The 26,965-nt window shown below is 48.4% G+C and carries 28 protein-coding genes; 3 read left to right on the forward strand and 25 right to left on the reverse strand.

Translation table 11 applies throughout. The features are described from left to right. Positions 1-305 precede the first annotated feature (305 nt). From AC4G47_RS28865 to lspA, 4 genes are all read right to left on the reverse strand, one after another. Positions 306-1,133 (reverse strand): carbohydrate ABC transporter permease, encoded by an 828-nt coding sequence (locus AC4G47_RS28865; protein ID WP_491103952.1) that lies wholly within the window; start codon positions 1,131-1,133, stop codon positions 306-308. After that, positions 1,133-1,999 (reverse strand): carbohydrate ABC transporter permease, encoded by an 867-nt coding sequence (locus tag AC4G47_RS28870; RefSeq protein ID WP_036606633.1) that lies wholly within the window; start codon positions 1,997-1,999, stop codon positions 1,133-1,135. Before AC4G47_RS28870 ends, AC4G47_RS28865 begins: the two co-directional genes overlap by 1 nt. Before the next feature lie 24 nt (positions 2,000-2,023). Beyond that, the gene (locus AC4G47_RS28875; RefSeq protein WP_491106824.1) at positions 2,024-3,214 is read right to left on the reverse strand and encodes an ABC transporter substrate-binding protein; all 1,191 of its coding nucleotides are present in this window, start codon (positions 3,212-3,214) and stop codon (positions 2,024-2,026) included. Between the two features lie 310 nt (positions 3,215-3,524). After that, positions 3,525-4,016 (reverse strand): signal peptidase II, encoded by a 492-nt coding sequence (lspA, locus tag AC4G47_RS28880; protein WP_458124506.1) that lies wholly within the window; start codon positions 4,014-4,016, stop codon positions 3,525-3,527. 227 nt (positions 4,017-4,243) lie between these two features. On the opposite strand from lspA, the gene AC4G47_RS28885 reads away from it, so the two are divergent. Continuing rightward, positions 4,244-4,723: a heme-degrading domain-containing protein gene (locus AC4G47_RS28885; RefSeq protein ID WP_491103954.1), complete on the forward strand. Its 480-nt coding sequence runs from the start codon at positions 4,244-4,246 to the stop codon at positions 4,721-4,723. A 69-nt stretch (positions 4,724-4,792) separates the two neighbouring features. On the opposite strand, the gene AC4G47_RS28890 is transcribed toward AC4G47_RS28885, so the two are convergent. The 12 genes from AC4G47_RS28890 to AC4G47_RS28945 form a co-directional block, all read right to left on the reverse strand. Further along, positions 4,793-5,770: a permease prefix domain 1-containing protein gene (locus AC4G47_RS28890; protein WP_491103955.1), complete on the reverse strand. Its 978-nt coding sequence runs from the start codon at positions 5,768-5,770 to the stop codon at positions 4,793-4,795. A gap of 6 nt (positions 5,771-5,776) precedes the next feature. Then, on the reverse strand, positions 5,777-6,106 hold the full coding sequence (locus AC4G47_RS28895) for a PadR family transcriptional regulator (protein ID WP_458124509.1): 330 nt from the start codon (positions 6,104-6,106) through the stop codon (positions 5,777-5,779). A gap of 160 nt (positions 6,107-6,266) precedes the next feature. After that, positions 6,267-7,214: a nucleoside hydrolase gene (locus AC4G47_RS28900; RefSeq protein WP_491103957.1), complete on the reverse strand. Its 948-nt coding sequence runs from the start codon at positions 7,212-7,214 to the stop codon at positions 6,267-6,269. Positions 7,215-7,460: 246 nt separating this feature from the next. Further along, positions 7,461-7,865: a DUF350 domain-containing protein gene (locus AC4G47_RS28905; protein ID WP_491103959.1), complete on the reverse strand. Its 405-nt coding sequence runs from the start codon at positions 7,863-7,865 to the stop codon at positions 7,461-7,463. Next, positions 7,847-9,226 carry a glutathionylspermidine synthase family protein gene (locus AC4G47_RS28910; RefSeq protein WP_491103961.1) on the reverse strand — a complete coding sequence of 460 codons (1,380 nt, stop codon included), beginning with the start codon at positions 9,224-9,226 and terminating at the stop codon, positions 7,847-7,849. Before AC4G47_RS28910 ends, AC4G47_RS28905 begins: the two co-directional genes overlap by 19 nt. A 4-nt stretch (positions 9,227-9,230) precedes the next feature. Next, positions 9,231-9,515 carry a hypothetical protein gene (locus tag AC4G47_RS28915; protein WP_491103962.1) on the reverse strand — a complete coding sequence of 95 codons (285 nt, stop codon included), beginning with the start codon at positions 9,513-9,515 and terminating at the stop codon, positions 9,231-9,233. Next, positions 9,515-9,937: a hypothetical protein gene (locus AC4G47_RS28920; protein ID WP_491103963.1), complete on the reverse strand. Its 423-nt coding sequence runs from the start codon at positions 9,935-9,937 to the stop codon at positions 9,515-9,517. Before AC4G47_RS28920 ends, AC4G47_RS28915 begins: the two co-directional genes overlap by 1 nt. A gap of 447 nt (positions 9,938-10,384) precedes the next feature. Continuing rightward, positions 10,385-12,466 (reverse strand): ribosomal protection-like ABC-F family protein, encoded by a 2,082-nt coding sequence (gene abc-f / locus AC4G47_RS28925; RefSeq protein WP_491103965.1) that lies wholly within the window; start codon positions 12,464-12,466, stop codon positions 10,385-10,387. A gap of 98 nt (positions 12,467-12,564) precedes the next feature. After that, a complete protein-coding gene (locus AC4G47_RS28930) occupies positions 12,565-12,726 on the reverse strand; it encodes a hypothetical protein (protein ID WP_017691697.1) in 162 nt (53 codons plus the stop codon). Between the two features lie 113 nt (positions 12,727-12,839). After that, a complete protein-coding gene (locus AC4G47_RS28935) occupies positions 12,840-13,124 on the reverse strand; it encodes a YesK family protein (protein WP_458124515.1) in 285 nt (94 codons plus the stop codon). A gap of 53 nt (positions 13,125-13,177) precedes the next feature. Further along, the gene (locus AC4G47_RS28940) at positions 13,178-14,176 is read right to left on the reverse strand and encodes a glycosyltransferase (protein ID WP_491103967.1); all 999 of its coding nucleotides are present in this window, start codon (positions 14,174-14,176) and stop codon (positions 13,178-13,180) included. A gap of 18 nt (positions 14,177-14,194) precedes the next feature. Further along, the gene (locus tag AC4G47_RS28945; RefSeq protein ID WP_491103968.1) at positions 14,195-15,178 is read right to left on the reverse strand and encodes a phosphotransferase family protein; all 984 of its coding nucleotides are present in this window, start codon (positions 15,176-15,178) and stop codon (positions 14,195-14,197) included. A 169-nt stretch (positions 15,179-15,347) separates the two neighbouring features. On the opposite strand from AC4G47_RS28945, the gene AC4G47_RS28950 reads away from it, so the two are divergent. Beyond that, complete coding sequence (locus AC4G47_RS28950; RefSeq protein WP_491103969.1) at positions 15,348-15,938, forward strand: TetR/AcrR family transcriptional regulator; 591 nt, start codon at positions 15,348-15,350, stop codon at positions 15,936-15,938. A gap of 371 nt (positions 15,939-16,309) precedes the next feature. Further along, a complete protein-coding gene (locus AC4G47_RS28955) occupies positions 16,310-16,888 on the forward strand; it encodes an NAD(P)H-dependent oxidoreductase (protein WP_491103970.1) in 579 nt (192 codons plus the stop codon). Between the two features lie 198 nt (positions 16,889-17,086). On the opposite strand, the gene nikE is transcribed toward AC4G47_RS28955, so the two are convergent. The 9 genes from nikE to AC4G47_RS29000 form a co-directional block, all read right to left on the reverse strand. After that, positions 17,087-17,887, reverse strand: a complete 801-nt coding sequence (gene nikE / locus AC4G47_RS28960; protein ID WP_491103972.1) for a nickel import ATP-binding protein NikE — start codon at positions 17,885-17,887, stop codon at positions 17,087-17,089. Positions 17,888-18,053: 166 nt separating this feature from the next. Continuing rightward, positions 18,054-18,860 carry a nickel import ATP-binding protein NikD gene (gene nikD / locus AC4G47_RS28965; protein ID WP_491103974.1) on the reverse strand — a complete coding sequence of 269 codons (807 nt, stop codon included), beginning with the start codon at positions 18,858-18,860 and terminating at the stop codon, positions 18,054-18,056. A gap of 38 nt (positions 18,861-18,898) precedes the next feature. Then, positions 18,899-19,729, reverse strand: a complete 831-nt coding sequence (gene nikC, locus AC4G47_RS28970) for a nickel ABC transporter permease subunit NikC (RefSeq protein WP_458124522.1) — start codon at positions 19,727-19,729, stop codon at positions 18,899-18,901. Beyond that, positions 19,726-20,670 carry a nickel ABC transporter permease subunit NikB gene (gene nikB / locus AC4G47_RS28975; RefSeq protein WP_491103975.1) on the reverse strand — a complete coding sequence of 315 codons (945 nt, stop codon included), beginning with the start codon at positions 20,668-20,670 and terminating at the stop codon, positions 19,726-19,728. Before nikB ends, nikC begins: the two co-directional genes overlap by 4 nt. Before the next feature lie 75 nt (positions 20,671-20,745). Further along, positions 20,746-22,380: a nickel ABC transporter substrate-binding protein gene (nikA, locus tag AC4G47_RS28980; protein WP_491103976.1), complete on the reverse strand. Its 1,635-nt coding sequence runs from the start codon at positions 22,378-22,380 to the stop codon at positions 20,746-20,748. 295 nt (positions 22,381-22,675) lie between these two features. Next, the gene (locus AC4G47_RS28985) at positions 22,676-23,617 is read right to left on the reverse strand and encodes a glycoside hydrolase family 113 (RefSeq protein ID WP_491106825.1); all 942 of its coding nucleotides are present in this window, start codon (positions 23,615-23,617) and stop codon (positions 22,676-22,678) included. A 200-nt stretch (positions 23,618-23,817) separates the two neighbouring features. After that, positions 23,818-24,855, reverse strand: coding sequence for a glycoside hydrolase family 130 protein (locus AC4G47_RS28990; RefSeq protein WP_491103977.1), 1,038 nt, complete (start codon positions 24,853-24,855; stop codon positions 23,818-23,820). 226 nt (positions 24,856-25,081) lie between these two features. Next, on the reverse strand, positions 25,082-25,921 hold the full coding sequence (locus tag AC4G47_RS28995) for a carbohydrate ABC transporter permease (RefSeq protein WP_491103978.1): 840 nt from the start codon (positions 25,919-25,921) through the stop codon (positions 25,082-25,084). After that, positions 25,918-26,805: a carbohydrate ABC transporter permease gene (locus AC4G47_RS29000; RefSeq protein WP_017691677.1), complete on the reverse strand. Its 888-nt coding sequence runs from the start codon at positions 26,803-26,805 to the stop codon at positions 25,918-25,920. Before AC4G47_RS29000 ends, AC4G47_RS28995 begins: the two co-directional genes overlap by 4 nt. Positions 26,806-26,965 lie beyond the last annotated feature (160 nt).

Genomic DNA, 26,965 nt, shown 5'->3' on the forward strand with positions numbered 1-26,965 from the left:
AAAGAAACCGCCAACTTACGCCTATGCTCTTGAAGACTGGGTACAAACGATGCCGGATTCATCCACGTATTCAGTTCATTCGTTAAAGCGCTTGCAAAATTGAACCTTAATCTTCTTCTCTTCTAGTCTTTGTTTAACGTTTAAACTAACGACTAAAAAATAGCATAGATTTACAGGTTAATCAATCCACCTGAAGAGCTTCCGAACGATAAATGAGGATGATCAAAAAAGAGAGGGGACTCTTAAAGTCCACCTCTCTTATCTGTATCTCTTGCACCGATGCTATTCTTTCTCACATCTATCCGTTATTTCACAGACCCTTGTGTAACCCCGTTGATGATCCACTTCTGTGCGAACAGATAGATGATAATCATCGGCAGTAACGCGAGCAGGTAGGATGCAAATGCAAGGTTAAATTCGGTATTGAACTGCCCTTGGAATACATACTGTACCAGCGGTAACGTGTACTGTCCCGGATCACTGATAATAATGAGTGGCAGCAAGAAGTCGTTGTACGTGGACAGGCAAGTTAGAATACCAACCGTGGCACTGATGGGCGCCATGAGCGGGAAAATGATTTTCCAGAACGTGCCCCACGTCGTCGCCCCATCCACAAAAGCCGCTTCCTCCAGCGCTACCGGAATGGACCGGATGTATCCAACGTACACAAATACGTTAAATGCCAGGCCATAGACCGTATGCAGCAGGATCAGACCTACCAGATTCGTCATCTCCAGCGATGAGGTCAGCTTAACAATCGGCAGCATGATGATCGGGAACGGAATGAACATCGCGCTGACAAAGTAATAATAGAGCCCTTTGAAAAACTTGCGTTTCTCCATATTCCGCGCAATGGCATAGGCCACCATCGAGTTACTGAGCAACGTCAAGAGTACAGTTGATGCGGTAACGATCGCACTGTTACGGAACGATTGGAAGAAGTTCGTCATGTCGATGGCCCTCGCGAAATTCTCCCAGTGAAGCGTTGTCGGAATGGCAAAGACCGATTGGGCCATCTGTTCCGGATTTTTCAAAGCAATCGTAACGGTCATATACAATGGGAACAGGATAAACAGGGTACCCAGCACAACGAGCAGCATAACGAGCCAATTGATTCGTGTACGGCTTCTCATTACAGATCCATCTCCCTTCTTTGCAGGAACCGGATTTGCAGAATTGAAATCACCGCAATAACGATGAAGTAAATAACCGAGTTCGCAGATTGATACGCATATTCGCCGCCTTCAAATCCTCCGGTGTAGATCAGGTGGGAGATGGACTGCGTCGCCCGTCCGGGACCACCGTTGGTCAAGGCTACGATTTGGTCGAAGACCATCAGCGAGTTTTTCATCGCCAACACCATATTAATGGTGAAGAATGGGGCAATAAGCGGGAAGGTAATACTCCAGAATTCACGCCATTTGCCTGCGCCGTCGAGGTTGGAAGCCTCATACAGTGTCGTTGGTATCGTTTGCAGACCAGCCAAATACAGAATCGTATTCAGGGCCACGGATTGCCATACTGCAACAATGACGATACCGATCCAAGCCAGACTTTCGCTACCAAGTATGTTCGTGGATAGCGCGTTGATACCCAGATTTTGTCCCCAGATCGGGAATACGTTGGAGAATAAGTAGTTAAATATGTAACCTACGATCAGCACACTCAGAATATTGGGCAGGAAGTAAATGCCGCGGAAAAAGTTACGAAACTTGATCTTGGCATTCAGCCCGAGTGCAATGAGCAGGCTCAGGATATTGGTCAGGATCGTCACAACGATCGCGAACTTGAACGTAAACCAGTAGGCGTTACCTACATTGTCATCCTGGAACAAGTTAAAATAGTTTTTGAAGCCAACAAAATCATATTCTTTCCCGAATCCGTTGTAATTCGTAAATGAATAATAGATGCCCTGGAGGGCCGGCAGTGTCATAAATACGAAGAACAATACTACCGCCGGAACCGTCATCCAGTAATAAGGTGCGATACGCTTGTTCATATTCCATCCTCCTTCAGACAAGGGTTAACGCCGATTCGCGACCTTGTCCCATTCTTTGTCGAGTGTATCTAGATAGTTGTCGATGTTTTGGTTCTGCAAAAAGGACTGTACGATGGAATTCAGCTGCACGGCAGCCGGTATATAGTGATCGGCAAAGTCAACGACCTTGCCCTGCTCAATATAAGGCATCAATTCCTGTACCGCAGGATCATCCTGTTTCACCCCTTCTACCGCAGAGAACAGCGTCTGTTCACCAATGTATCTTCCGATATTTTCAGGCTTTAACAGAAACGTAATGAATGTCTCTGCCTGCTCGCGATTAGGCGTGTCCGCTGCGATGGTAAACAGAGAGTCAATCCCGTTCACCAGCTTGATTTCACTTGCATCGTTGCCCGTTGGGAATGGGAAGAAACCGATGTCAACATTCGGGTTCGCTTTGCGAATCTCCGAGATGGCCCAGGTTCCCTGGATGTACATGAAGGCTTCACCGTTAGCAAAAGCACGGTTACCGTCCGAATAGGCTTTACCAAAGTTATCGCCGTGACCGTACTTCATGAGTTCCAGCTGCTTCTCAGCTACCTCGCGGTATTCCTCCTTGAACGTCACTTTGTTATCGCGCCGCTCTTGGTAGAAATCAATACCGACCAGATTGGAGCCAAGTGCATTGAAGGGCAGGCTCGTCTGCCAGTCATCCTTGTATGTGAAGTAAAATGGAATCTCACCTGCATCCTTGATCTTTTGGGCGGTCGCAATGAGTTCATCCCACGTCTTGGGTACGTCCAATCCCATTTCCCTAAACAGCGTTTTGTTGTACATGATGCCGTTCGCATTAGTTGCGTAAGGAACACCTGTCACTTCGTCCATCCCTGTGACATCCTTCAGCATTTGTATGTAGTTCGGATCAATCGTCTGGAGTAATGAGCTGTCCGTCAGATTGGTGAAAATATCACTCTGGGCCAAAATGGAATAGGTGTCGGTTGCGCCCATGGCCATAATATCCGGTATATCATTTTTGACGACACGCGTTTTCAATACTGTCTCCGCATCGGGCGGATTCACCTGTGTCACCTGAATATCGTCATGCTCTGCGTTGAACGTTTTGATCAATTCATCAAAGGTTGTTTTGGCTTCAGGTTTGTTCTGGAAAAATTCAATCTGCACTTTGCCATTCGCACTATCCCCACTGGTGCAGGAAGATAGAAGTACAGCCATCATTCCACACAGCAACATTGTCCCGAGAGCCTTGGTAAGCGTTGTTCTCATGTTGTACCTCCCTCAGCTTTATACGTAAAGATTTACCCATTCAGGTGGTGAAATAACCATTTGGTTAATTCTTCCACAAGCTCATACTATGAGCGTTGGCTATCAGCCCTTTATTATTTCTAAAACGGTTTCGGTAAAATTGAATCAAGGCAGTTCTTCCCATGACCCGAATCAGGCATAACAAAAAGGACACTGGATGATATCCAATGTCCCTCATTTATTAAGCTTATATTCAGCCACTGTAACGTTTTTATCCAACCTATTACGAACGCTCAACTTTCGGCAGAGCATTGCGTAAACGCTTGGCCCGATAACTCTGAAATGCACGAATTAACATGCCGATGATGATCATCACCACACCTACATTAATCGCGACATCGGCCAAATTCAAGATTCCGCGCCCTGACGGAAACACGAGGAAATCCGTTACCCGGGCATAGATAAATCGATCAATCGCATTTCCCAAGGCCCCGCCAACCATAAAACCAGCGCCTGCCTGCATCCAGAAACCGCGAATTTCACCTTTTCTGCGGTAATACAGCATGCCTGCTATGAACAGAACAGCGATCACGCCGAAGAGACGCGCATTCCCTTGAAACAGACTGCCAGCCATTCCGCTATTCTCGTAATGCTGCAATTGCATGCCGGAGTCACCCAGTCTCATCACGTCACCGACTTCCATATACATCCTCACTGCAATTTTGGTTCCCTGATCCACCAAAGTTACCAGCAGTGCTACAAAATAAAACAGCATCTTGCCTCTCCTCCTGCCTACTGAACGACAAATTATTTTAACTTTAAGAGTTTTGTATATTAGGTTCCCTTCACTTTAACACAGCCGATGTATGGTCTCCAAATGAGTGGTCTTTAACTGTGCATAAAAGATCTACTAACATCGTTCAGACTGCATCGAGAAGGGACTACACCCATCCATGTCGAATGTAGACATCAAATCATATATGTAAAGGGGCTGCCTGTAATTTGAACCTGACCATGACAGAGAAATTAAAGGAAATGCAGCAGGAAGAAAAGGACTTGGTATTTGGCACATTTGATTCTGAAATGGCGCTTAGACTTGGCATGCATCTGGTCGAGGAAGCGAAACGTCGTTCACAAGCCGTAACTATTGATATCACCCTGAAGGGACATCGCCTCTTTTTGCACGCCATGGAAGGCACTCATCCCGATAACGAAGATTGGATCCGCCGCAAGAACAATGTTGTTAATCATTTCTCCTCTAGCTCTTGGCATACTGCCCTGCGGTTGAGAAACGAAAATCAGACACTTGAGCAAGACTTCAATCTGCCTTCATCGGACTATGTCCTGGCTGGAGGGGCTTTCCCGCTGATTCTGAAAAATGAGGGACAGGTCGGCACCATTACGGTATCGGGTTTGCCTGATGAGGAAGACCATGATCTGGTCACGACCGGCATTCGCTCGTTTTTGTTGCAGCAAAATTAGATTAAACGTGTAAAAAAGCCCCCCTGATCTATATAGATCGGGTGGGCTTTACTAGCCAAAGCAGCATGCTCAGGACGGATTTTTACTTTTCATAATATGGTACACATTGCTAAAGCTGCCGGAGAGAATACCGGTAATCGGAAATATGGCCCAATTGATATCCCACCGCTGGAATACAAAGCCTGTGAACAAGAAGATGGCTGTCGCCAGCGGCCATACAATAGCTTCTACGGCTCTCACAACCTTTACTTCTTGCTTTTTTTCTGCCGTCAGCTGGTGCTTATCCATCAAGTTCGTGTAAGCCCCTTGAATATTGCCGTAGTATACAAACAGGAATACCCCTACCCCAGCCATGATCATAAAGGCAGATACACCATAAGAAGCGTAGTTTTCGTTGAAAGAGGCAGCTGCGAAAATAAAAACAGGAGACAGAATGCACAGGCAGACACCCGTAATGATGGCTACACGATAAGTTAGGGCGAAGTTCTCCTGGCTACGCTGAAGACTCATTTTAAGTGTATAGGGAAGTTGAAAGCCCTTCTCCATATGACTGAAACGATCTAGCTTCATGCCACTATGAATGAACATGCCAACCCCAATGGCAATCAGTACGAACATGCCGATCAAGCCCAATACAGCGCCCGTTTCTTCCGAACGGTTTGCAGCTAAATAGGCATAGTTCTCAAACAAGGTATCCATGAAAATCAGAAATGCCACACCCGACGCGCACAATAAAACACCCAGTCCAATCCAAAATCCAGCATTTCTTTTCGCAGTGGTATATGCGTAAATCTCTTCTTCCGTCAGTACAGGTACTGCCTCTTCTGTGCTGACTGGCTGAATACCGAGTTCGGCTGTTAATTCCTCGATGTTACCAAATTCCGAGATCACAATGCCGATGGCTTCATTCTCCGACTTGCCTTCTCGCTTCAATTCCAGATACTTATCTTCCATCCCCGAAAGGAGCTCCTGCTTCAGATGCTCCACCTCGGGAGTCTTCGGCAGACCAGCAAACATGTTCTCCAGATACACCATAATTGTCTCCATGTTCCGTCACAACTCCCTGATAAATAGATTAACAACCTCCTGCGTAACCTTCCATTCCTCACACTTCTGTCTGTAATAGTCGAGGCCAGGCGGCGTAATCCGGTAATAGGTACGGCGCTTTCCCAGACTATTCTCATCCAGGTAAAACGATTCAATATAACCGTTCTTCTCCAATCGCGTGAAGGCCGAGTATAATGTCGTCTCCTTCATGACGTACTTTTCCTCTGTCAGCTGCCTGATGTTCTTGGAAATCTCGTAGCCGTACGACTCCCCTTCGAGCAGCATGTAGAGGATCAGCGTATCATTGTAGCCACGTATAACGTCACTGCTGATCACAAAAGTTACTCCTCCTCGTTACTTCACCTGTCGTAGTAGTTGAAGTATAGCACAACTTACTACGACAGGTGAAGTAGTTCTTCTAAAAATGGGCAATAAAAAATCCGTACCTGGAAAAGGTACGGATTTTTTTCTTTTACGTGCAGTTTAATTACTGCGTTTATTGGATCGCTGAGAGAACATCCAGCAGCATGGATTTGAATTTGGGCCGATCAATGGCCTCACATACACGCACATTGGGCTCTTTGCCAAAACGTCCGTTGATATCGACCACACTGTATCCACGTGTCAGCTCTCCTGCCGCTTCCACATCCACATAATATTGACCTGACTTGGTCATGATGGATTCATCTGCGGCTACAGCCATCAGCAATGTATCGGGATGAGTGGTGCCATTCAGCTTATGTACCGACTTGTTGAACTGCATAACCACTTTGTTAATGGCTGTGAAGAAATCAGCACCGGATGTGCCCAGAGCAGCAATCTCTGCATGATCATTATCGTCCATGACTGAATATTGGGTGCACATCTCCCAGCCAACCATCGTGATCGGGATGCCTGCATGCAGTACAATTTTCGCTGCTTCCGGGTCCACGTAGAAGTTATATTCCGCCGCCGGCGTGATGTTGCCCAGTGCATTATTCGTTCCGCCCATGATGTACAAGTGAGCAATCTCCGAAATAATCGTGGGGTCCTTCTGAATTGCCATTGCAATATTAGTTAGCGGAGCAATCGCCAAGAGCTCAATTTCACCCGGATGTGCATGCACCTTCTCAATGATAAAATCAACCGCGTGCCCGCTCTCGGGACGTTGATCCGCCTTGGGAAAATGCGCGCCGCCCATGCCGTCATCGCCATGCACATCTTCCACTGTGCGGTGCTGAGCCTTTCCATAGGCCATTAGCGGACGCTCGCAACCTTTATATACAGGCACCTTGCCGCCATGTCCAGCAACCTGTACCGTGTACAGTGCATTTTCAACTTCCTGGTCGAATTGTACGTTACCGCCCGTGATGGTGATGCCTTCCACCTGAAAGTGGTGCAATGCCGTCAGGATCGCAATCGTATCGTCTCCTGCTGTATCTGTATCGATGATGACTCTTCTCATGATGCCGCGCTCCTTCTTCCGTTTGATATTCATTTAGAACAAAAATACAAGATTACACTTAATAACTCTGCGTACAGAATAATCTTACGATCACTGTTACCCTCGGATTTTTTGTATACCTTCTGTCAAAGGTAAAAATCCGATGATAAATGTGAACGCTTCGCTTCTCCAGATTTTTTCTGTCCTCTTCGTTTACGTGTAAACACTATATTTATTCTAAATTATCGTTAATCCCTATGTCTTATTTTACATCAAAAACGTACCGATGACGATGGAAACGCCGATGATAATCGAACGCAGCAGCTGCGCTACCGCCATATTGCCTCGTGCAATTTCTTCGCAAACTCGCATTTTGGGCGTGAGGAAGTCAAATATAATATAGACCAGACACAGAATAATGATGCCCAGCGCCGACCACAACAGCATATCCAGCCACGAGTGCGTAGAGAATGATACCATTCCGACAATAATACACAGCCCCAGCAATTTGCTGCCCATATACATGCCTGCCGCCTCGTTACCTTTGGCGATTTCCTCACTATCGTTATACCGGGTCAATTTGCTAAAAGCGAAATATCCACATACCAATACCACCAGCAGAATGCCTATACCCACCGCAACATTCAGCAAGTTCAATCCCAAGTTCTCCATTCTTTCTCCTCCTCATCATTCATCCGTCCACGAACTGTAGCCGCGCAATAATAAGCCATATCTCCGGTTACTTTCTCCCCGACCCGTGGTAGCATCCCTGCCAAACGCCCACCGATAACAAACACCCCTGTAAGCAGATAGCCGCTGTACGCTCCATCTTCCGTCTCGATCACAACCTGTTCCATCGGAACCAGCTGCTGATAGATTTTGGGCTGGTTTTCGTAATAAGCTGTGATTTCCTCTTCATCCTCTTTGGCTTGATCTTTTACCCTCAGGGTTGAATCGTGAGCCGACTCTATCTTCTGAACTGCACTTCCATCCAGCAAAAGAGTGCCTCTACCTTCGCGCCCCCAATAGCTTTTGGCTACATATGACATGGCGTTCAGCTCGAAAGGCTCTGCCGAAAAATAGGTGGGCAGCAGATATCGGGAAATCACGTCCATTTCCGCTTCATCAAAGAGGGTAAACCCGCAATAATCCGGGGTCTGCTCGTTACGCTCGTAGAGCGACCAGATTGCCGCCATGAAGCCTTTGCTCTGCATCAGTACATGCTGAACCGGATTCATCAGGCCTAGTCGTCCCTCCCGTACAAGATCAAGCAGAGCTACGCCAATCTCCACACCTGTCGTCTCATCCCGATCATCGATAAGATACTCCAGTGGATAAAGGCGATACAGCAGGTTAATCTCCCGACCCTGATGGTAAAGCGCCTCACCAGGAACAATCTCCAGTTCCTCCAGTGGGGCATACACGGCTTCGTATCCGGCTTCCTGACAGCGTCTCATCAGGTATTCCGTATTCGTTCGATCTTCGACATGTTCGCCAAAAGAAGTAAACGTCACCGGACCCTGCAATCCCTGCTCTGCATAGAATTCCAGCCACATCTTGAAACACGCCCGAATACGTGCATCCATCTCGGCAGATGGCGCAGTGAACGCAGCATCCTCAGTTAGACCAACCAGGATATCCTCCAATGCAGCAGCCTCCGGTATCCCCGTAGGCGTGTCCGTATTATTTTCAATACACTTCGGCCCAGCTTCTCCGATAATCCAGTCCTGACGGGTAATGCCTCCAGTGACCATCTCCATACGTGCTGCCGGAATAAGCCCCGGATGGATACCGAGCTGATGCTCTAGAAAAGAATCCGGCATATATTGCTGGATAAATCGCATCACTTTACAGTAAATGCCGTCTACCGCCTCCGCTGCCGCACGCAGCTCCTGTACCTCCGAGGGAGAATAGACCGTCAATGCAGGCACACAATACTGCTTCCCGTACATTCGATGATATGGGATCTGTTGTCCCGCTTCATCCTGAAATACCTCTTCGTGACTAAACGGCAGTTGAACCACTTGCCTCATCCGGTTATCCTCCCGAACTGCGGAAGAAGCTACCGAAGCCGCTTGATTTGGACTTGGATTTGCTATAAGAGCTGTTACTGTCCTTGTTGCTTCGATACGACGACCCACCGTAGTAATAGTGTCCGCTACTGGAGTCATATTCACATCCGGTATCATACTCCGGGTCACATTCATCATTGTTGCTGCCACAACCGGATAACACGGCAGGAACCGCCAGCATCAGGGAGAAAGCAACCAGCTTCGCTTTTGATCCGGGCTTGGATGCTTGCCCCTGCTCTTGGTCACTCATCACAGATCCACCTCTTTCATATAAAACAATACTTTCTTGCGATCCGCATCCAGCACGGAATACAGGAACTCATACGTCTTGCCACCGCGAACCATGTAATGGTCCAGCAGTTGCTCGGCAAGCTCCATCGTATAGGTGGATGACGCTGTGAGCTCCAACTCCTGAAACGAACTTCCATTCCACAGCATATACTCTGCGCTGTACATGGAAGACATTTTGCACATCGCCAGCGCAGCATCCGCAATGGCTGCACCGTACTCGTCCGGCATCTGTTGGTCATATGCCGTCACGTATACTGCATGTTCCCGCCCATCCTGGCATTCATTGGACAGATGTGCCCAGAGTTTGTTTTTCATCAGGGTGGCATCCACCAGTTTGCGCATGAATAGTTCATCCCGCGTGACTGAAGTCTGTTCCAGCACCCCTGTCTCCGCCTGTCGATCATCCGACCAACTCCGATACGTCAATGAATAATAGATACCGGTAACCTCCCTTATTGCGAGCTCTTAGATGAGCCGTTTCAATTCATACAAACGTATTTAACGCATCAGAAGGAAAAAAGTTACACTAATGAATCATTTCATATTACCTTTAGCTGCTTCAAATCAAGGCTAGACATAGATCAAAATGGTTTAATTTGTCTATGTCTAGTTACAAAACTCCATTTTTAATGAGTTATGAATGATTCTATTCACCATGACATGTAATAAAGCTACTGTTCGAGGCGTCGTCGATGATGCTACATTCGTGATTTAACGCTTGCTTGGCTAGCACGCAGATTCCGCGTTTGGTATGTAACCCAGGTGCAAAAAGGCCGGAGAAGACTCTCCGACCTCGCTTGTTCAATCTTATGCTCGTGCTATTCTGACTTATAACTCAGCCCACTGGGCCAATACATCATTGTATTCAGCGGACAATTGCTCGCGTTCATTCCAGCGTTGTTCCAGTTCAAGCGGATTGTTCTGTACCGTTTCCAACTGTTGATCCAACGCCTGAATCTCTGCCTCAAGACGAGCCAAGGTCTGTTCCAGCTTTTCCGCAAACTGTTTGTTACCATTTCTACTTTTATGATTCGATGCAGTTGATGCCGAAGAGGCCATCGCCTTACCTGATCCAGTGGAAACCTCATGATCTCGACTTCCACCAGCAGCCGCAACAGTGGAACTGTTCACTGCCGAGGTTGCTTCTGGCTTCTTCCCCGATCTGGCAGTCCCGCCGGGCGCGGACGTCAAACCTGACTTCATCTCTGACTTGGCATTCCCACGAGAAGAAACTCCCGCTCCTGCTGTAACTTGACCTGTCGCCGCTGCACGAGCTTGCAAATCAAGCTTCTTCTCACGATACGCCTCATAGTCTCCGAGATAAGCGGTCATCTGTCCGTCCTCCAGTTCCCAGACACGGGAAGCAAGGCGATTGACGAAATACCGATCATGCGAGATGGCAAGTACGGTTCCTTCAAAATCAACCAAGGACTCTTCCAACGCTTCTCTGGATGCGATATCCAGATGGTTGGTCGGCTCATCGAGCAGCAGTACATTGGGTTTGCGTTGCACCAGCAGAGCCAAACGCAGGCGCGTCCATTCCCCGCCAGATAATTGCCCGACAGAGCGGAATACATCTGCACCGTAGAACAGGTATCGGGCCAGAATTCCGCGAGCCTCGCCTTCCTCCACGCCCGCTTCCAGACGGAAGTATTCGAGTACATTCAGCTTCGGATTCGTGGGTTCCTCCTGTTGAGCCAGATACCCGACATCCACACGTGCCCCCCACTCCAGCTTGCCAGCATTGGGCTGCTCGTCACCAAGCAACAGCTTGAACAGGGTCGTCTTTCCGGAACCATTGCGGCCAATGAGTGCAATTTTATCCCCATATTCTAGCAGACCCGAGATTCCACGCAGGATTTCACGCTCACCATAGCTCTTCTCGACCTGTTCCAATACCGCTACCCGTTTGCCCGTTCGATCCGTAGGGCGCACATCGAACTCGGCATTGCGGCGCTCCAGCACAGGACGCTTCACCTGTTCCATCCGCTCGATTGCTTTACGCATCGAAGCCGCCCGCCTGAAGAACTTTTCATTCCCACCAACTCGGCCCCACTCCTCCAGCTGGCGGATCGTTTCTTTCATTTTCTTGATAACCTTCTGTTGCTCTTTGAACTCCTCGAATTGCTGCAACAGCCGTTGTTCCTTCACTTTCATATATTCCGTATAACCGCCAGCAGACGTTTCCGCTTCTCCATCCTCCAGCTCCAGTGTTCGATTCACTACCCGATCCAGAAAATAGCGATCATGCGAGATCAGGACAATGGTGCCGGGGTATTCTCGTAAATATCCTTCCAGCCACTCGACCCGCTCCAGATCGAGATGGTTCGTCGGCTCATCCAGCAATAACAGATCGGGCCTTACGATTAGCTGTGAAGCCAGCACTACCCGAGTCTGCTCCCCACCGGACAGGGAACTGAAGCGCCAACCATAATGCGCCTTGTCGATATCCAGACCGTCCGCCACCTGATCGATCCGGGCATCCATTTCGTATCCACCCTCACGCTCGAACTGGTCTTGCAGCGCTGCATAACGTTTCAGCAGGCGCTCCAATTGACTAGGGTCTGCTGCACATGCCGGATCGGACATTTGCTGCTCCATTTCCTTCATTTGCGTGGAACATACCATGAGCTCCTTGAATCCAAGACTCAGTACATCCAGTACGGTATGGTCATCCAATCCTTCCGGAACCTGGGCCACATATCCCACTCGTGTATCTTTCTTTATCATCAATTGACCCTCGTCCGGCTTGTTCAGCCTTGCCATCAGGCGCATGAGTGTTGTCTTACCGCTTCCGTTGCGGCCGATCAGGGCGACCTTGTCGCCTTCCATAATTTCAAATGTAATGCCGTCCAGCACCAGATGTGCTCCGTGGTATTGAGTCAGTTGTTGTGCGCTAATAATCATCATAATAAGGTTCCTCCTATAGGTTGGAAGATCCTGACCGCAACACAAAAAGAGCCGCAGGAGGTTAGCTCCGCGGCCCTTCAGAATTCAAGCAATATCGCTTATCGTCCGAATGAGGTCAAGGCAGGCATCTTCTCGCAAATGTTAACTTCCGTATATTCAAAATTGGACAGACTTCTCCCGTTGGTCAGAAAAGTATGAACAATGCCAGCCATAGCAATCGGCAGCTGGCTAATACGGTTGTTAAGCATCTCGTGATTCACCTGTCTTCACCTCCCTTGTCATAATTAATGTCAATATATCACAGACGAATGTATTCCTGCAACCATCCTATCGCCCAATTTAATCTTACTGTACAGTAGTTTCATTCTTCCGCTTAATCCCTGCCCCGTCGCCGAAGCATCACATCCCTGATCGCCACCGTAATGAGTGTTAACATTCCCGCGGTACCGAATGATACACCGAGCAGAGCATATCCGATGCCATTCCATCCGCCAATATTGATGCTGATCATGATTACAACGGCACCGCCAAGCAAAGCCACACATGGCAATATATACTGAACCCACGTCATTCGCCGTCCTTGCATCCGGTAGATAAGCCATTCAATCAGCAACTGCACCGCCCACATTCCCAAAGTCCACATGATCAGTACTTCCATAAGGTTCCCCTCCTGTTGCTGGATGGATCAAGCCCTTCGTTACAGACCTTCCTTTACTTCAACCAATCCGAGAAAAAGTTCCGGTATCCTTCTTTCATCTTCGTGCGCGAAAAAGCACTAAACGCATACTCCCGGTTGTCTTCTGAGACACTGCGCGGTGCAGCCGCAGCCATGTTCACCAGTTCAAACCAGTTATCCTCATTGCCTGCAAAGGCATGTGTGGATCGAATGTGACCGTAGCAGGCATGCTCCGGCTTCACGACCATTTTGCCCATCGCCATCGCTTCCGTCAGTGGCATTGCAAACGTATCAAAGGCCGAACAACTCCAGTAGACCTTCGATGAGTTCATCAGGGTAAAAATCTCATCCTGGGTGAGCGCAAACTTCAGCTTCACGTTGTCCGGAATGTCGTACTTCTTCATGCTTTCCTGATAGCGTACACCGCCGAACACCATGTACACTTCCTTGTCCGGGTTCTGCCGCGCATATTCCAGGACCAAGTCCGGGCGACGGTTCGCCTCATCCCGACCGATCCAGAGCACACGATTATGCACAACCTGACTCGGGTCATAGTGCCGGTTCGCCAGCTCTTCGCTAAATCCAATCGGAATGACGTTCACGTCATGTACGCCGAAATTGCGACCCAGCTCTGTTTTCAAAAACTCCGTCTGCACAATGGCTTTATCCACCATCGTATAAAATGGCTTCATCATCTCATATCCCGTCAGCGCGGGATCGGGGAAACTGTGCGGGAACAACACACTCTTCGGTAAGAACATCTTCAAAAACGTAAACCCGGATACGGTGTAGATGACATGCTCTATATTTTGGCTATGAATCTGATCCAGCACGATATCGTAGTTCACCAGGTCGCCTTTCTCATGCTCATAACCTGGCAACCAGTCATATCCGCTGACATGACGCTCCGGAGAGATGAACACAATATCCACGCCCAACTCCAGACCAATTTGTTTCAGCCGATCCGCAAATACGCGCGGCCCCTGAGCTTCTGTAAATTGAATTTTACGCATAACAAGTCCGACTTTACGCAAACTTCTCACCTCTCATTTCTATTCCTCACGCATATGCTTCATGCACTGTTCCAGCGTCGCTGCCGTCTCGTGCCACTGGCTTCGCAGCTGCTCCTTCGGCCACACACATTCCTCACTCCTCAGATCACCGTCAATCAAACCCAGCATCCAGAGCGAGAATACAATAGCATAGGCATCGTACCATCCTGTAAAAAGAACCCGTTCAATCTGTACGCCCAAGCTCCCCAGTTTGTCCAAATAAACATCCATAACCCGCTCTCGCAGGGCAGGCGTAACCGTTCTGGGAAACAGCGGATGCGAGAGATCCACCAGATGGTACACATCCCACAGCGGCGTATTCAGATGGGCATGCTCCCAGTCCAAGATGACCAGCCTGCCGTCCACCTCCGCCATGTTACCCGGATGCAAATCTCCGTGACAAAGAACGGTTGGAAGTTCTTCCTCTGCCGTGAGGATCAACCTGGTGATCTTGTCCCAATCCGATGCGGACAGCTGCATGTCCAGTCTGGACAACAGATCAACAGTAGATTGCTTCTGCATTTGCAACTCATCCAACATCGTGCGAATGGACGGTTTCTGGCCCACGCGAGGCAGCTCGCTCCAATCCGTAACAGGCAATGCATGCCACGCTGCCATATGTGCCGCTGCGCCGAGCATCGTCGCTTCTTGCGAATTATGCACAAGCTGCCCCAGATCCTCGTAGATCATCCAGCTCTGTGCTGGTGCAATTGTAAGATCAGACGCAGCAATAAGCTGCGGGTAGAACGGCGGTAATCCAGACATCACACGCTCGTACATCCATCGTTCCCGCCCATGCTGCGCAGGATTCGTCAGCGGTTTGAAAATATAACTTCCACCGGTAGGAACAGTAAATCGCTCCACATATCGTCCGTTCATTCCTTTATACAATGGTTCTCGATTGGTTATATATTGATCATTCAGCATTCCTTCAGACGTCACCCAGCTGTGTGCATCCTTCTCTTCATAAACGCTACCCACCATCCATATCGTTCTCCCTGCTGTTCGTATCCTCATGTTATGATTTCTATCCATCATACGTTGCCGCTCACAAGCCTGCAAGCTTAGGTCGTAAGTGCCTATTCAAGGAATCAAATCAGAGGATTCAAAAGTGCTTCTTGCATTTTAGTTAGTAATCACTTACTATACAATCATGAAGAACAAACCTCATGTGGATAGCAAAAAGAAAGATATCTTACAAGCGGCTATGCGCTTGTTCGCAACCAAAGGCGTTGACGGCATATCCGTCAAAGAGATCGGTGACGCCGCCGGAGTAACCGACGCGGCGATCTACAAACATTTTAAAAACAAAGATGCCGTTGCCCTGGAAGCCTTCACTCAATACTGTGTCGACTATACTGCATTGATTGACGGGTATGTTCGCCGGGAAGGCCCCGTACTGGAACGCTTCAAGCAACTGGTTACCGAGGTGCTCCATCTGCATGATGAAGATCCCTACGGACTGCTGCTGATTTCACAGAATCATGAAATATTCATTGAAGCTGGAAGCAGCGAGGATTACCGTCAGCCATTGGATGCGTTAATGGATCTGATCGATCAGGGAATCATGCGAGGGGAGCTTCCTCAGCAGGATTCGAGGCTCACAGGCGTACTGATTATTGGTGCGATTACACGTATGGCGGTCTCCAGTATGCAAGGTGAGCTACCGGAGCTGTTGGTACCTTATACGGGCGAGACTGTTCATCGTCTTGCATCAATGTTGGGGCAAGTACCACAAGAGTAGAACTGGAGAGGGCAACCATTCTGACCTCGCAGAACACCAAGTAAGGTTTGGGGCTACACGTTATATAAGTACGAGTTCAAAAAGTCTGGTTTTCAGTACCGAGAAGATGGAATGAAGCTAGAAATGGAGTAGCGGAGCGTAGAGAAAACTACGTGAGCAACGGACATTTCGGCTGAATCCCATATTCGATGCTGATGATGCCGCTAGGCATGATTCGTAATCAAAAGCGGACTTTTTGAACAACCTCTAAAAGAGAATCGTCAACATACCATCAGGGTATACAGATCGATTATCGGGTCATACGTGACCTTTTCTTTTTACACATGAGGTTAGTGTTCATTAACTAAAATAGTCAGGAAGTGTCATCTTCGATGAAGAAAATATTAATTATTCAAGGCAATCCCGTCTCACCCAGTTACAACGGCGCAATCGCCGAGGCGTACCGCAAAGGTGCGGTGCAGGCGGGTGCCGACGTCCGCATGATCACCTTGAACGAGTTGGCGTTCAACATGAATCTGGAGGGAGGATATCGTAATAAACTTCCACTTGAGCCAGATTTGCTACAAGCCCAAGAAGCGATCAAGTGGGCCGAGCATCTCGTATGGGTATTCCCAATCTGGTGGGGAGGACCGCCTGCCCTGCTGAAAGGTTTTGTTGACCGAATCTTCATGCCAGGATATGCCTTCAAGTATCAAAAAGGAAAACCTTTCCCGGATCAACTGCTCAAAGGCCGCACCGCTCGCATGATCACCACGATGGATGGTCCGAGCTGGTACTTCAAATGGTTCCAAGGTGAGCCCGCACACAAGATGATGAAAATCTCCACGTTGGGACTTACCGGCATCAAGCCTGTGCGGATAACAATGGTAGATCAAGTTGGCAAAAAATCAGAGGAACAAAGGAAGCATTGGTTGGATAAGATCGAACAGCTTGGGCGGAAGATGGGGTAAGACAGAAAATTGCCTAATCCTAAACAAAACAAAAAAGGGATGTCCCTACGTCATGTTCAAGACGGGACACCCCTTTGTTGCGTTCGTTATAGTCTAACGAACCTTGCACACGCTATTAGCTTCATTTCATACAGATCTGCATTTCAACGAATCGTAGACACGTTATTTACACGATCCCGCAACAGTACGAGCAACGCATTACCCAAACGAAATACGGCCTGACGGATGCTCAGGCAAAATAGCTGTAACCAGCTGCTGGACAACAGGATGATCCGACTGCATTACCGAATCCCCCGCATCACCGCTATAGACAATCCTGCCCTGATCCATTACCGCAATGCGGTCACAGATTGTCATGGCGGCCCGGATGTCATGCGTGATAAAGAGGTACGACAACCCATACGACGCTCTGAGGTCCGCCAGCAAGGATAGGATTTGCGTCTGGTGCACCATATCCAGGCTGCTGATCGATTCGTCCAATACGATTAACTTTGGCTTGAGAGCGATGGCTCGTGCGATGTTGACTCGCTGTAATTGGCCACCGCTGAACTGTTGCGGGAGCTTGTTTGCATCCTCAGGTGTAAGTCCAACCTGCTCAAGCAATTGTCCAATCACACGAAGTTGTTCTTTTGCCGACAAACGCTCGTAATTATCCAGCGGCTCCCCAATGATCTGCGCGGCAGTCATAAGCGGATTTACAGCCGAATAACAGTCCTGGAACACGACTTGCAGATCACGTCGTAATCCCTTAAGCACGGGTTTGCTGGATCGGTAGATATCCTGACCCTGAAACAAAATCTGACCCTGGCTGGGCTTCTCCAGCCCAAGTATGATTTTCCCCAAGGTACTTTTACCTGCTCCGCTGGTACCCAACAATCCCAGACAAACACCCTTTTCAATCGTAAGTGAAATGTCTGCCAGCACAGGAGGACGCGCTCCCGAACGATCCAGCCAATTGCGTTTGCTATAGCTATGGCTTACTTCACGTACCTGAAGCATCAGGTCATCCTCCTCTCTTGTACTTGGCAGAAGCAATCTCCGAAGAAGACGAAATTACACATCATCATGTCCATCCCACCCCTGCGCTACCCGCTTCAAACAGAGCTCACACCAGTTCTACACTTACATTCACTAACGATTCCACTCTTTATTAGTCGCTAACTTCCTATCGTCCCAAAAACATACTGGGCCTGGCATTTAACAACATCCGTGTATATTCATGCTGCGGGTGATCAAACAGTTGATACACATCCGCCTGCTCTACAATTCGTCCCTTCTGCATAACCGCGACTTCATCCGCCATTTGCGAGATCACACCCAGATCGTGGGAGATGAGCAAGATGGATGTACCGTATTCCGTACGTAGCCGATCCAATTCCTGAAGCACCTTCAACTGATTCACGACATCCAGTGCCGTCGTTGGTTCATCGGCAATAACCAGGGCTGGTCGCAGGCACATCGATATGGCGATCATCACCCGCTGCAACATGCCTCCACTCAGTTGGTAGGGATATCGCTTCATCAGTTTGGCCGGTTCGGGCAAGTTCATATCTGCCAAGGCAGCAATAGCCCGCTCCCGGGCCGCTGCTTTGGACATTTCTGTATGCGTACGTAAAGTTTCAATGAATTGAGATCCAATCGTATATACGGGTGTAAAAGCATTCATCGGATTCTGCATAATAAATCCGATGTCCTTGCCGCGGATGCGTCGCATCTCCTCACCTGACAATGAGCTAAGCTCCCGCCCATTCAGACGGATGCTGCCCGACACTTCCATCCTGCGTGGATCAAGCAGATGGAGCAACGCGTTACACGTAACGGTCTTGCCGCTGCCACTCTCACCGACCAGACCGAAGACACGACCTTTTTTTAATTCGAAATCAATGGGCTCCAGTAACGGGACTGAACCCTCCGCTGTTCTAAGATTCACTTGCAGACCACGAACTTCGAGTACTTTCGCTGCATCATCCATCGTTACGTTCACCTCCATATGCCTTTGGTTCCGAACCATTACCTTTTTGCAATGCCATAACGCTCGGATAACGCTTCTCCCAAGATGTTGAACGTAATGACCACCAGCAGAATCAATGCACCCGGATAGATCATCAACTCCGGATGACTGCGAATATAACCCGTTCCTTCATGAATCATGGCTCCCCATTCTGCATTCGGTGGTTGAATACCTAGTCCCAGGAAGGACAGAGCGGATATATCCATAATCGCCCATCCCATCTCCAGCGTGCCCATTACAACGATGGGACGCTGCACGTTGGGGATGATATGTCTGCGGATAATCGTCCATGAAGAGGAGCCGCTAATCCGCGCCGCTGCGATGAAGTTCCGTTCCTTCAGACTAACGACCATATTCCGGCAGATGCGTGCATAATACACCCACTGTACCATCATGAGGGCTAGAAGAACCTGCATCAGACCTGGACCAAAGATCCCTACAATGCCCAGCACCAGCACCAGATTCGGAAACGCCATAATGCCTTCACACAATCGCATCAGCAGACTGTCCACCCAGCCACCGAGGTACCCGGAGATCGAACCCACAATGACACCTATGAGCAAAGAAGACAGAAAGATCAGGGTAGCAAATCCGAGCGACACCCGAGCGCCATATATTAACCTGGTGAGATTGTCGCGTCCCAGATGATCCGTTCCCAGCCAATGCTCAAAGGATGGACTCGCCAGCTTCTGTAACAGATTCACCTTCACAGGGTCATGAGGAGCAATCCATGGGGCTAATAACGCTACCATGAAGAAAAGCAATATGATCACTGAGCATATCTGAATGGCTCTCTGTCCTTTAAATACCGCACGCCATTTGTTTATCAATGTTCTGCCCGTCCTTTCGCTGAAATCCGTGGGTCCATCATTAGCTGCACCAGATCAACGAGCAGATTGCATACGATGAACAGGCATGCCGCCAGGAAGACATAACATTGAATAACGGGAATATCCCGATTAAATATCGCATCGACAAAGTATCGTCCGAACCCAGGCCAGGAAAACACTTGCTCCACAATAATGGTGCCTGTGAGCAGCTTGCCCATACTCATACCCATCCCCGTAATGAGGGGCGATATGGCGATTTTCAGGACATGTTTCAGCATAATGACTCGTTCGCGAATCCCGCGCGTTCTCGCATACTGTACATATGTCTCCTGCAATTGCTCCAGTACACTGGAACGCAATAATCGGGTGTAGATCGCAATAAGAATCAAGGAGAGTGTAATCGTAGGCAGAACCAGATTCTCCCACGATCCACGTCCCTCCACAGGCAGCCAGTCCAGCTTCACCGAGAAAAAGAAGATCAGCAGGTAACCGAGCCAGAATTGTGGAATAGATGCTCCAAAATAGGAAATCGCACGGCTGACCATGTCAATCCAGCTATTCTTATACACTGCTGCCAGTATTCCCAAAGGAATACTCACCAAAGCCGATAACAATATACTCCAGAGGGCTAGTTCAGCCGTAGCCGGGAGCCTTAATTTCACTTCATCCCATACCGGTTTATTCGTCAGATATGAGGTGCCGAAGTCGAGCTTGGCAATCTTCTGAATCGTATGCATATATTGGGTTAACATAGGCTGATCCAGACCGAACTCATGCCGCTTTTGCGCAAGCAGCTCCGGTGTTGGATAGATATGAGCGGCTGTCAGATAAGCCTCGGCCGGATCAACCGGCGATATATGAATAAGCGCAAAGGTCACAAGTGTAGCGATAAAAACGATAGGAATGATCGCGATCATTCGTTTACCAATATAACCGATCACCAAACGTTCCTCCTTTTATCAAGCTACATGACCTTACCAAGGCCTTACCACTTCCGAAATTAAAGTAATTACTAATTATTGATCGCCCAATTCGATTCCCACAAATGGATTTTCATCACGATTCGCCGGGAAAATAAAGTTGGAGATTTTCTTCTGATATACAGCCGTTTTCTTAATATAAGAGATCGGTACGATCGCCGATTGCTCCTGAAGTGTCTTCAGGATGGAGCCATATAGTTCCTGGCGTTTCGTCTCGTCTGTGGAAGACAGGGCTGCATGCACCTGATCGTCCAGTTCCTTTTTCATCGGCAACGCACTCAAGGTCTCGGAAATCCCGAATCCAGGGTTCGCCACAACATTAATGAAGGAATGTGGATCATATGGCGCACCATAGTTGTACCAGAAATACAGGTCGAAATCATTGGCTTTCAAACGCTTGATCTGTACCGTCAGTTCCAGTCCAGTGAGGTTTACCTTAACCCCAAGCTCGCTCCATTCTGCCTGAATGGTCTCAGCCATCGCTTTCTGAATCGGGTCCGTCTTGTCAAAAATCATCTCAAAATCAAGCTGCTGACCGTCTTTCTCACGAACCGTACCACCAGCCGGCAGCTTCCAGCCCGCTTCATCCAACAACGCTTTGGTTTTCTCCACGTCATACGTGATCGGTTCCAAGTCTACATTGGTGTACGGATAGTTTTTGGACAATACGGTATCGGCTGGCTCTTCCAAACCGGAAGTGACGCCTTCCACCATCGCCTGTTTGTTGAATCCTTGCTGGAGGGCCATCCGTACTCTGACATCCGACATCTTCGGATTGGAAGAGTTCAGCAACAGACTGCGAGTTCCCACAGGATCAGACAATTGGGTCACATACTCATCGTTGTCACGAAGTTGTTGGAACGCATCCAGGCTGATCACACCTTCACCGTAGATCAGGTCGAGATCACCCTTTTCAAAAGCAAGGACACGGGTCTCCCCATCAGGAATGATTTTAACCGTAATCTCATCTACCTTCGGTGCTGTTCCCCAATAGTTCGGGTTACGCTTGAAGACGGCATATTCGTCCTGCTTGTATTCAGCCAGCATCCACGGGCCAGTACCCACCGGCTCTTTGATGCCTTGGGAAGTATCTCCGTCATCCGGGAATCCGGCTTCACCCAGGAAGCGGAAAGGACGAACTACAGACAAATCCTGCAAGACCGGATAATACGGCTCTGTGAGTGTCAACTGGAAAGTCTGATCGTCCACAACCTCCGTCTTGTCGAGCACGCCTACAATGCCCAGCCAGCTATGTGTATCTTTATTTTTCATAACAGCTTCAAAATTCTTTTTCACAATCTCAGCATTAAATGGCGTGCCATCTGAGAATTTCACACCTTGGCGAAGCTTGAATGTGTATACTTTGCCGTCATCGGAGATGGTCCATGATTCTGCCAGGGCAGGTTCCAGTTTTCCGTCCTTCTGGTAACTGATCAGCGGCTCATAGAGCATGGATTGGGCAAATAATTGCGAAGGATTGTACGTATGCGGATTCATTGTACCGATATCACGTGGCCATGACATCGTAATCGACTTCGTAGATGTTTGATCCGAAGCAGCAGATGAGGATTGATCTGCACTTCCTGTATTGCTGCAGCCCACGATAACCAATAGCAACAAGAGCATAGTTGCCAGTGTGAGAGCCGAAGATTTGCGATGTTGTACAATCATGGATGTAGAACCCCTTTTCTCTATTTCATGATAATGATTCTCATATTCATTCATTAAGAATAGGCAGGAGCCCTCCTTTTGTCAATAAAATTCGACATGGTATGTGTTGTTACTAAAATAGCCAAAAAACCTTTCCTGTAGGAGGAAAGGCTTTTTGATCTGAATGTGAATTACAACTGGAAAAATAAGTTCCACCATTATCTGCTATTCCTTGCTCACAGCATGGAAATCATCAAAGTACATATGGAGATATATCACTGAGATTCATCTTCACATACACCTTCTTGTTTCTCGTTTAAGTTTCTACAGTGATGCCTTCATAGAACCGACGAATCATTTTCTCCACAGGCTTACCATACACCCCATAACCGTCGTCAATCAGCGCATTCTTCTCCGCATGCAGATGTGCGCTCCAATCCCATAGACCGAACCCGCGTACCCAGTCACGCTGACTGACATGCCGGAACATCGCTTCATAGAAACGCTCCTGTTCCTCAGCGCTCACTTCGCCTTCCAGTCCCCAATCGTTCGGTACCTGGGCTGATCCATCGCGGCTGGGACAGCCTGCTTCCGCGAAGAAAAAGGGTTTGCCATAGGGAGCAATCGCCTGCTCAATTCGATCCAGCTGCGCCTCCCAATCTCCAATGGGATAATAACCACTGGAAGAGATCACGTCCACTGCATCCCACCACTTCACATGACCTTCCTGATATTTGTCTGTGTTGTATGACACCAGTCCAGTGTACACTTCACGCACACCAGCGATCACCTCGCGCCACTCTTGATCCCGACGCTCGGATTGCACCATCTCACAGCCTACGATGAACATCTCGCACTTTTCCTGCTCTGCAATCGCTGCATAATGCTTCTGAAATGCCGTGTAGCTGCGGAACCAATCCTTCCACTTCGGCTCACAAGGCACATCGATATCAAAAAAGTTAATGTGTGCACGCCATGTGCCGTCGGTGCAGTTGACGGTTGGTTTCAGAATGACACGCAGCCCGAGTGTGCGGGCATAACGAATCATGTCGACCAGTTCATCATCCTCCACCAGATGTGCACCCCGGTACTTCACTTCTACCGCCTGCGGATGATCCTGATGTGCCGCCAGTGCAAAAATAACATGTGAACTGCCTGTGCGTTCAGCCATCAGACGCAAGGATTCTTTGGCCTCCGGCTTGCGGAAGTCACCCTTGCCACTCATCCAGCCAAATGTAAATCCTTTGATGTAATCCATATATGTTGGCACTGTAAAGCCCCTTTCACCGTTCCTGTCACTCCGAGTGCAGTACCATCTTCCGATCGCCGTTATCCCCAGATTTTCTGATTCCCTTTAAAAGGGTAAAATCCGTTGATAAATGCGAACACTCCGTTTCTTCAGATTGGTTCTGCACTCTCCGTTAGTGTGTGAATTAACTTTTTTAGGTTTTACTACAATTACAGCTTGCCTTCCTCGCGGTCACCTGCAATAACCTCGTCCGTCTCGATCACATAGTTCACGATCTCTTCGATGGTCGTGTACGCCACGCCCACATACGTGTCGGCAGCACCGTAATAGATGGCGATACGTCCGGTCTCGGCATCATGCAGCGTTGCGCATGGGAAGATGACGTTATCAACGAAGCCTTGTTCTTCATACCACTTTTCCGGTGTCAGCACGAAGTTAGAGGAACGATACTTTACTTTGGAAGGCTCATCCAGATCCAGAATGACCGCCCCCATGCTATATACCAATCCATTACAGGTTCCCGTGACGCCGTGGTAGAACATCAGCCAGCCTTCGGACGTTTCGATCGGAGCAGGGCCGCCACCAATTTTGACCGATTGCCACCAGCCCTGACCGCCTTTGCTCATCACATGACGGTGCTTGCCCCAGTACACAAGATCAGGGCTCTCACTCAGGAAAATATCTCCGAATGGTGTATGTCCACTGTCACTTGGTCTGGACAACATCACATAGTTGTCGTTGATTTTGCGCGGGAACAACACACCATTACGATTGAATGGCAGCATTGGATTTTCGAGGCGGACAAATGTTTTGAAGTCATCTGTTTTGGCCAGGCCCAGTGCTGCACCGTAGAAGTCTGTACACCAGATGATGTAATACGTATCCTCGACTTTGACCAAACGTGGATCGTACGCATAGTTCGGCATGAACGGATCGCCATTCTCATCCACAAATGCAATGCGCTCTTCTTCAATCGTCCACTCCAAACCGTCCTCACTCGCTCCCATGTGAAGGTGCGGACGGCCATTAACGGTTTCAGCACGGAATACCCCAATGAATTTTCCTTCATAAGGAACAACGGCACTGTTGAAAATGCGGGCAACGCCTTTGACCGGATTACGCGGAACCACTGGATTCGCCGAGTGTCTCCATACCGGGCCTTCCGTTCCCTCCGGTTTGTTCTCCCACGGCATATTCGGCAAAGCGTCCCCAACAATGTATACGTTTTTCGTTTCGGCAACTGACATTTTTCATTTCTCCCTTCGGTTAGGCTTTATGAAATGAATACTAAAATTACACTAGACCACTTTGATGACAGAACAACCTTCCGATCGCCGTTATCCCCAGATTTTTTGATACCCTTATCAAAGGGGGAAATCCGGGGATAAATGCGACCACTTCGTTTCTCCAGCTTTTTTCTGTCCTCTTCGTTCCTGTGCATTCTCATATGCATTTCATATAGCCTTTCGTTTTTTATTTAACGGAGCCTTGCGCGAAGCCGTTGTAGATGTACTTCTGTAGCAGCAAGAAGATGATCATCGTTGGAATAATGGCGATCATGATGCCAGCGCTGATGACTTCCCACTGCGATCCGAACGGTCCCTTGAATTTGAACAAGGCGGTGGATATGACCTGTAGATCGGTCTTCGGCATGTACAGGAACGGTGTGTAGAAGTCGTTATAGATGTTAACGCCCTTCACGATAATGACCGTTACAATGGCTGGTTTCAGCAGTGGCAGAATGATTTTCCAGTAGATCGTGAAGTATGATGCGCCATCCAGCATGGCGGATTCATCCAGTGCACTTGAGATGGAACCCAGGAACTGCAGGAAGATATACACCGCGATGATATCTGTACCCAGGTACATCACGATGGCTGCCCAGCGCGTGTTAAACAGGTCTAGGGCGTTGATGATCTGGAATGTGGCGACCTGCGTCGTAACACTTGGAATCAGGGTGGCGAGCAGGAATGCCGCGACCATGATTTTCTTGCCTTTGAATTTGAAACGATCCAGCACATACGCGATCATGGAACCCGTTAAGGTTGCACCTATAATGGAGATGATCAGGATAATAATTGTATTTTTGAAACCGACCAGCATGTTGCCATCCACAAAAGCCTTCGCATAGTTCGCAAAGTTCAGCCAGTTGGCTGGCGGGGCAAGCGGGCTGCTGGTAGCGTATTCCGCATTGGTTTTGAGAGAGGCAAACAGGATGACCACGATGGGTAACAGCGCGATAAACGCCGCAATAACCAGGGAAGCATATTTAACCACGCTCGCAAGGGTGTATTTGAATTGGTTCACGTTCATTCCTCCCCTTTCATGGTGACGCGCTGAACGAGCGTAACGAGAATAACGATCAAGAGCAGCACCACAGCCATGGCGGATGCCAGTCCCAGCTTGCCATATTTAAACGCCAAATGAACCGTCTGGATTACAAATGTCATACTGCCGTTGGAACCATCAGTCATGATATATGGAATATCGAACGCACTAATTGCGCCGCTAATCGCCAAGATCAGGTTGAGCTGCAGGATGCGTGTAATGCTTGGCAGGATGATGTGGCGGAATTGCTGCCAGCGATTGGCACCATCAATATCGGATGCTTCATACACATCCTTCGGAATGGAGGAGATTGCACCCAGGAAAATGATAAAGTTAAAACCCATGTATCTCCATACCGATGCACCTGCGAGTGACACGTTAATAATATTAGGATTACCGAGCCAGAGCTGCGTGTATTGTCCCAACCCTACAGCATGCATGAGCATATCGAGTGTACCGTCCGGTTTGAAGAAAAAAAGGAAGATAAAACCGATGGCTACCCCATTCAGCAAATAAGGGAAGAACAGTATGCCTTTGAAGAAGTTTTTGCCTCGAACTTTGAAACTCAGAATCGTGGCAAAGTAAAGCGCCAATCCCATCTGTAAGAACGTGGCTACGAAGTAATACAGGCTGACAATAAATACTTTGAAATATTCGGGATCACTGAATATGCGCGTGTAGTTCTCAAAGCCAACATAATCGAACCTTTTACTGTATCCGTTCCAATCGGTGAAACTGTATTTGAACATGTTGATGACTGGTAAGTATGCAAACGTGAACAGCAACGCCAGCGGAATAATTGAGAAGGCACAGATGATAAATATGCGTTGCGCTGAGTAGCCCCAATTCGAAAGTTTTAAGTACTTCATGCTCTCCACACCTCCAAGCGGTTCTCCCGCCTATATATCGAAAGACTCCCATCCAATGGAATTCTGGTGGAACAACTGCCGAGGAAGAGCATCTGGCATCATGCTTCCGAATGCCAGATGCTCCATTTATACATGGACTTACATGCCCCCGCAGTCCTTT

This window comes from Paenibacillus sp. Negev47 (assembly GCF_058313655.1).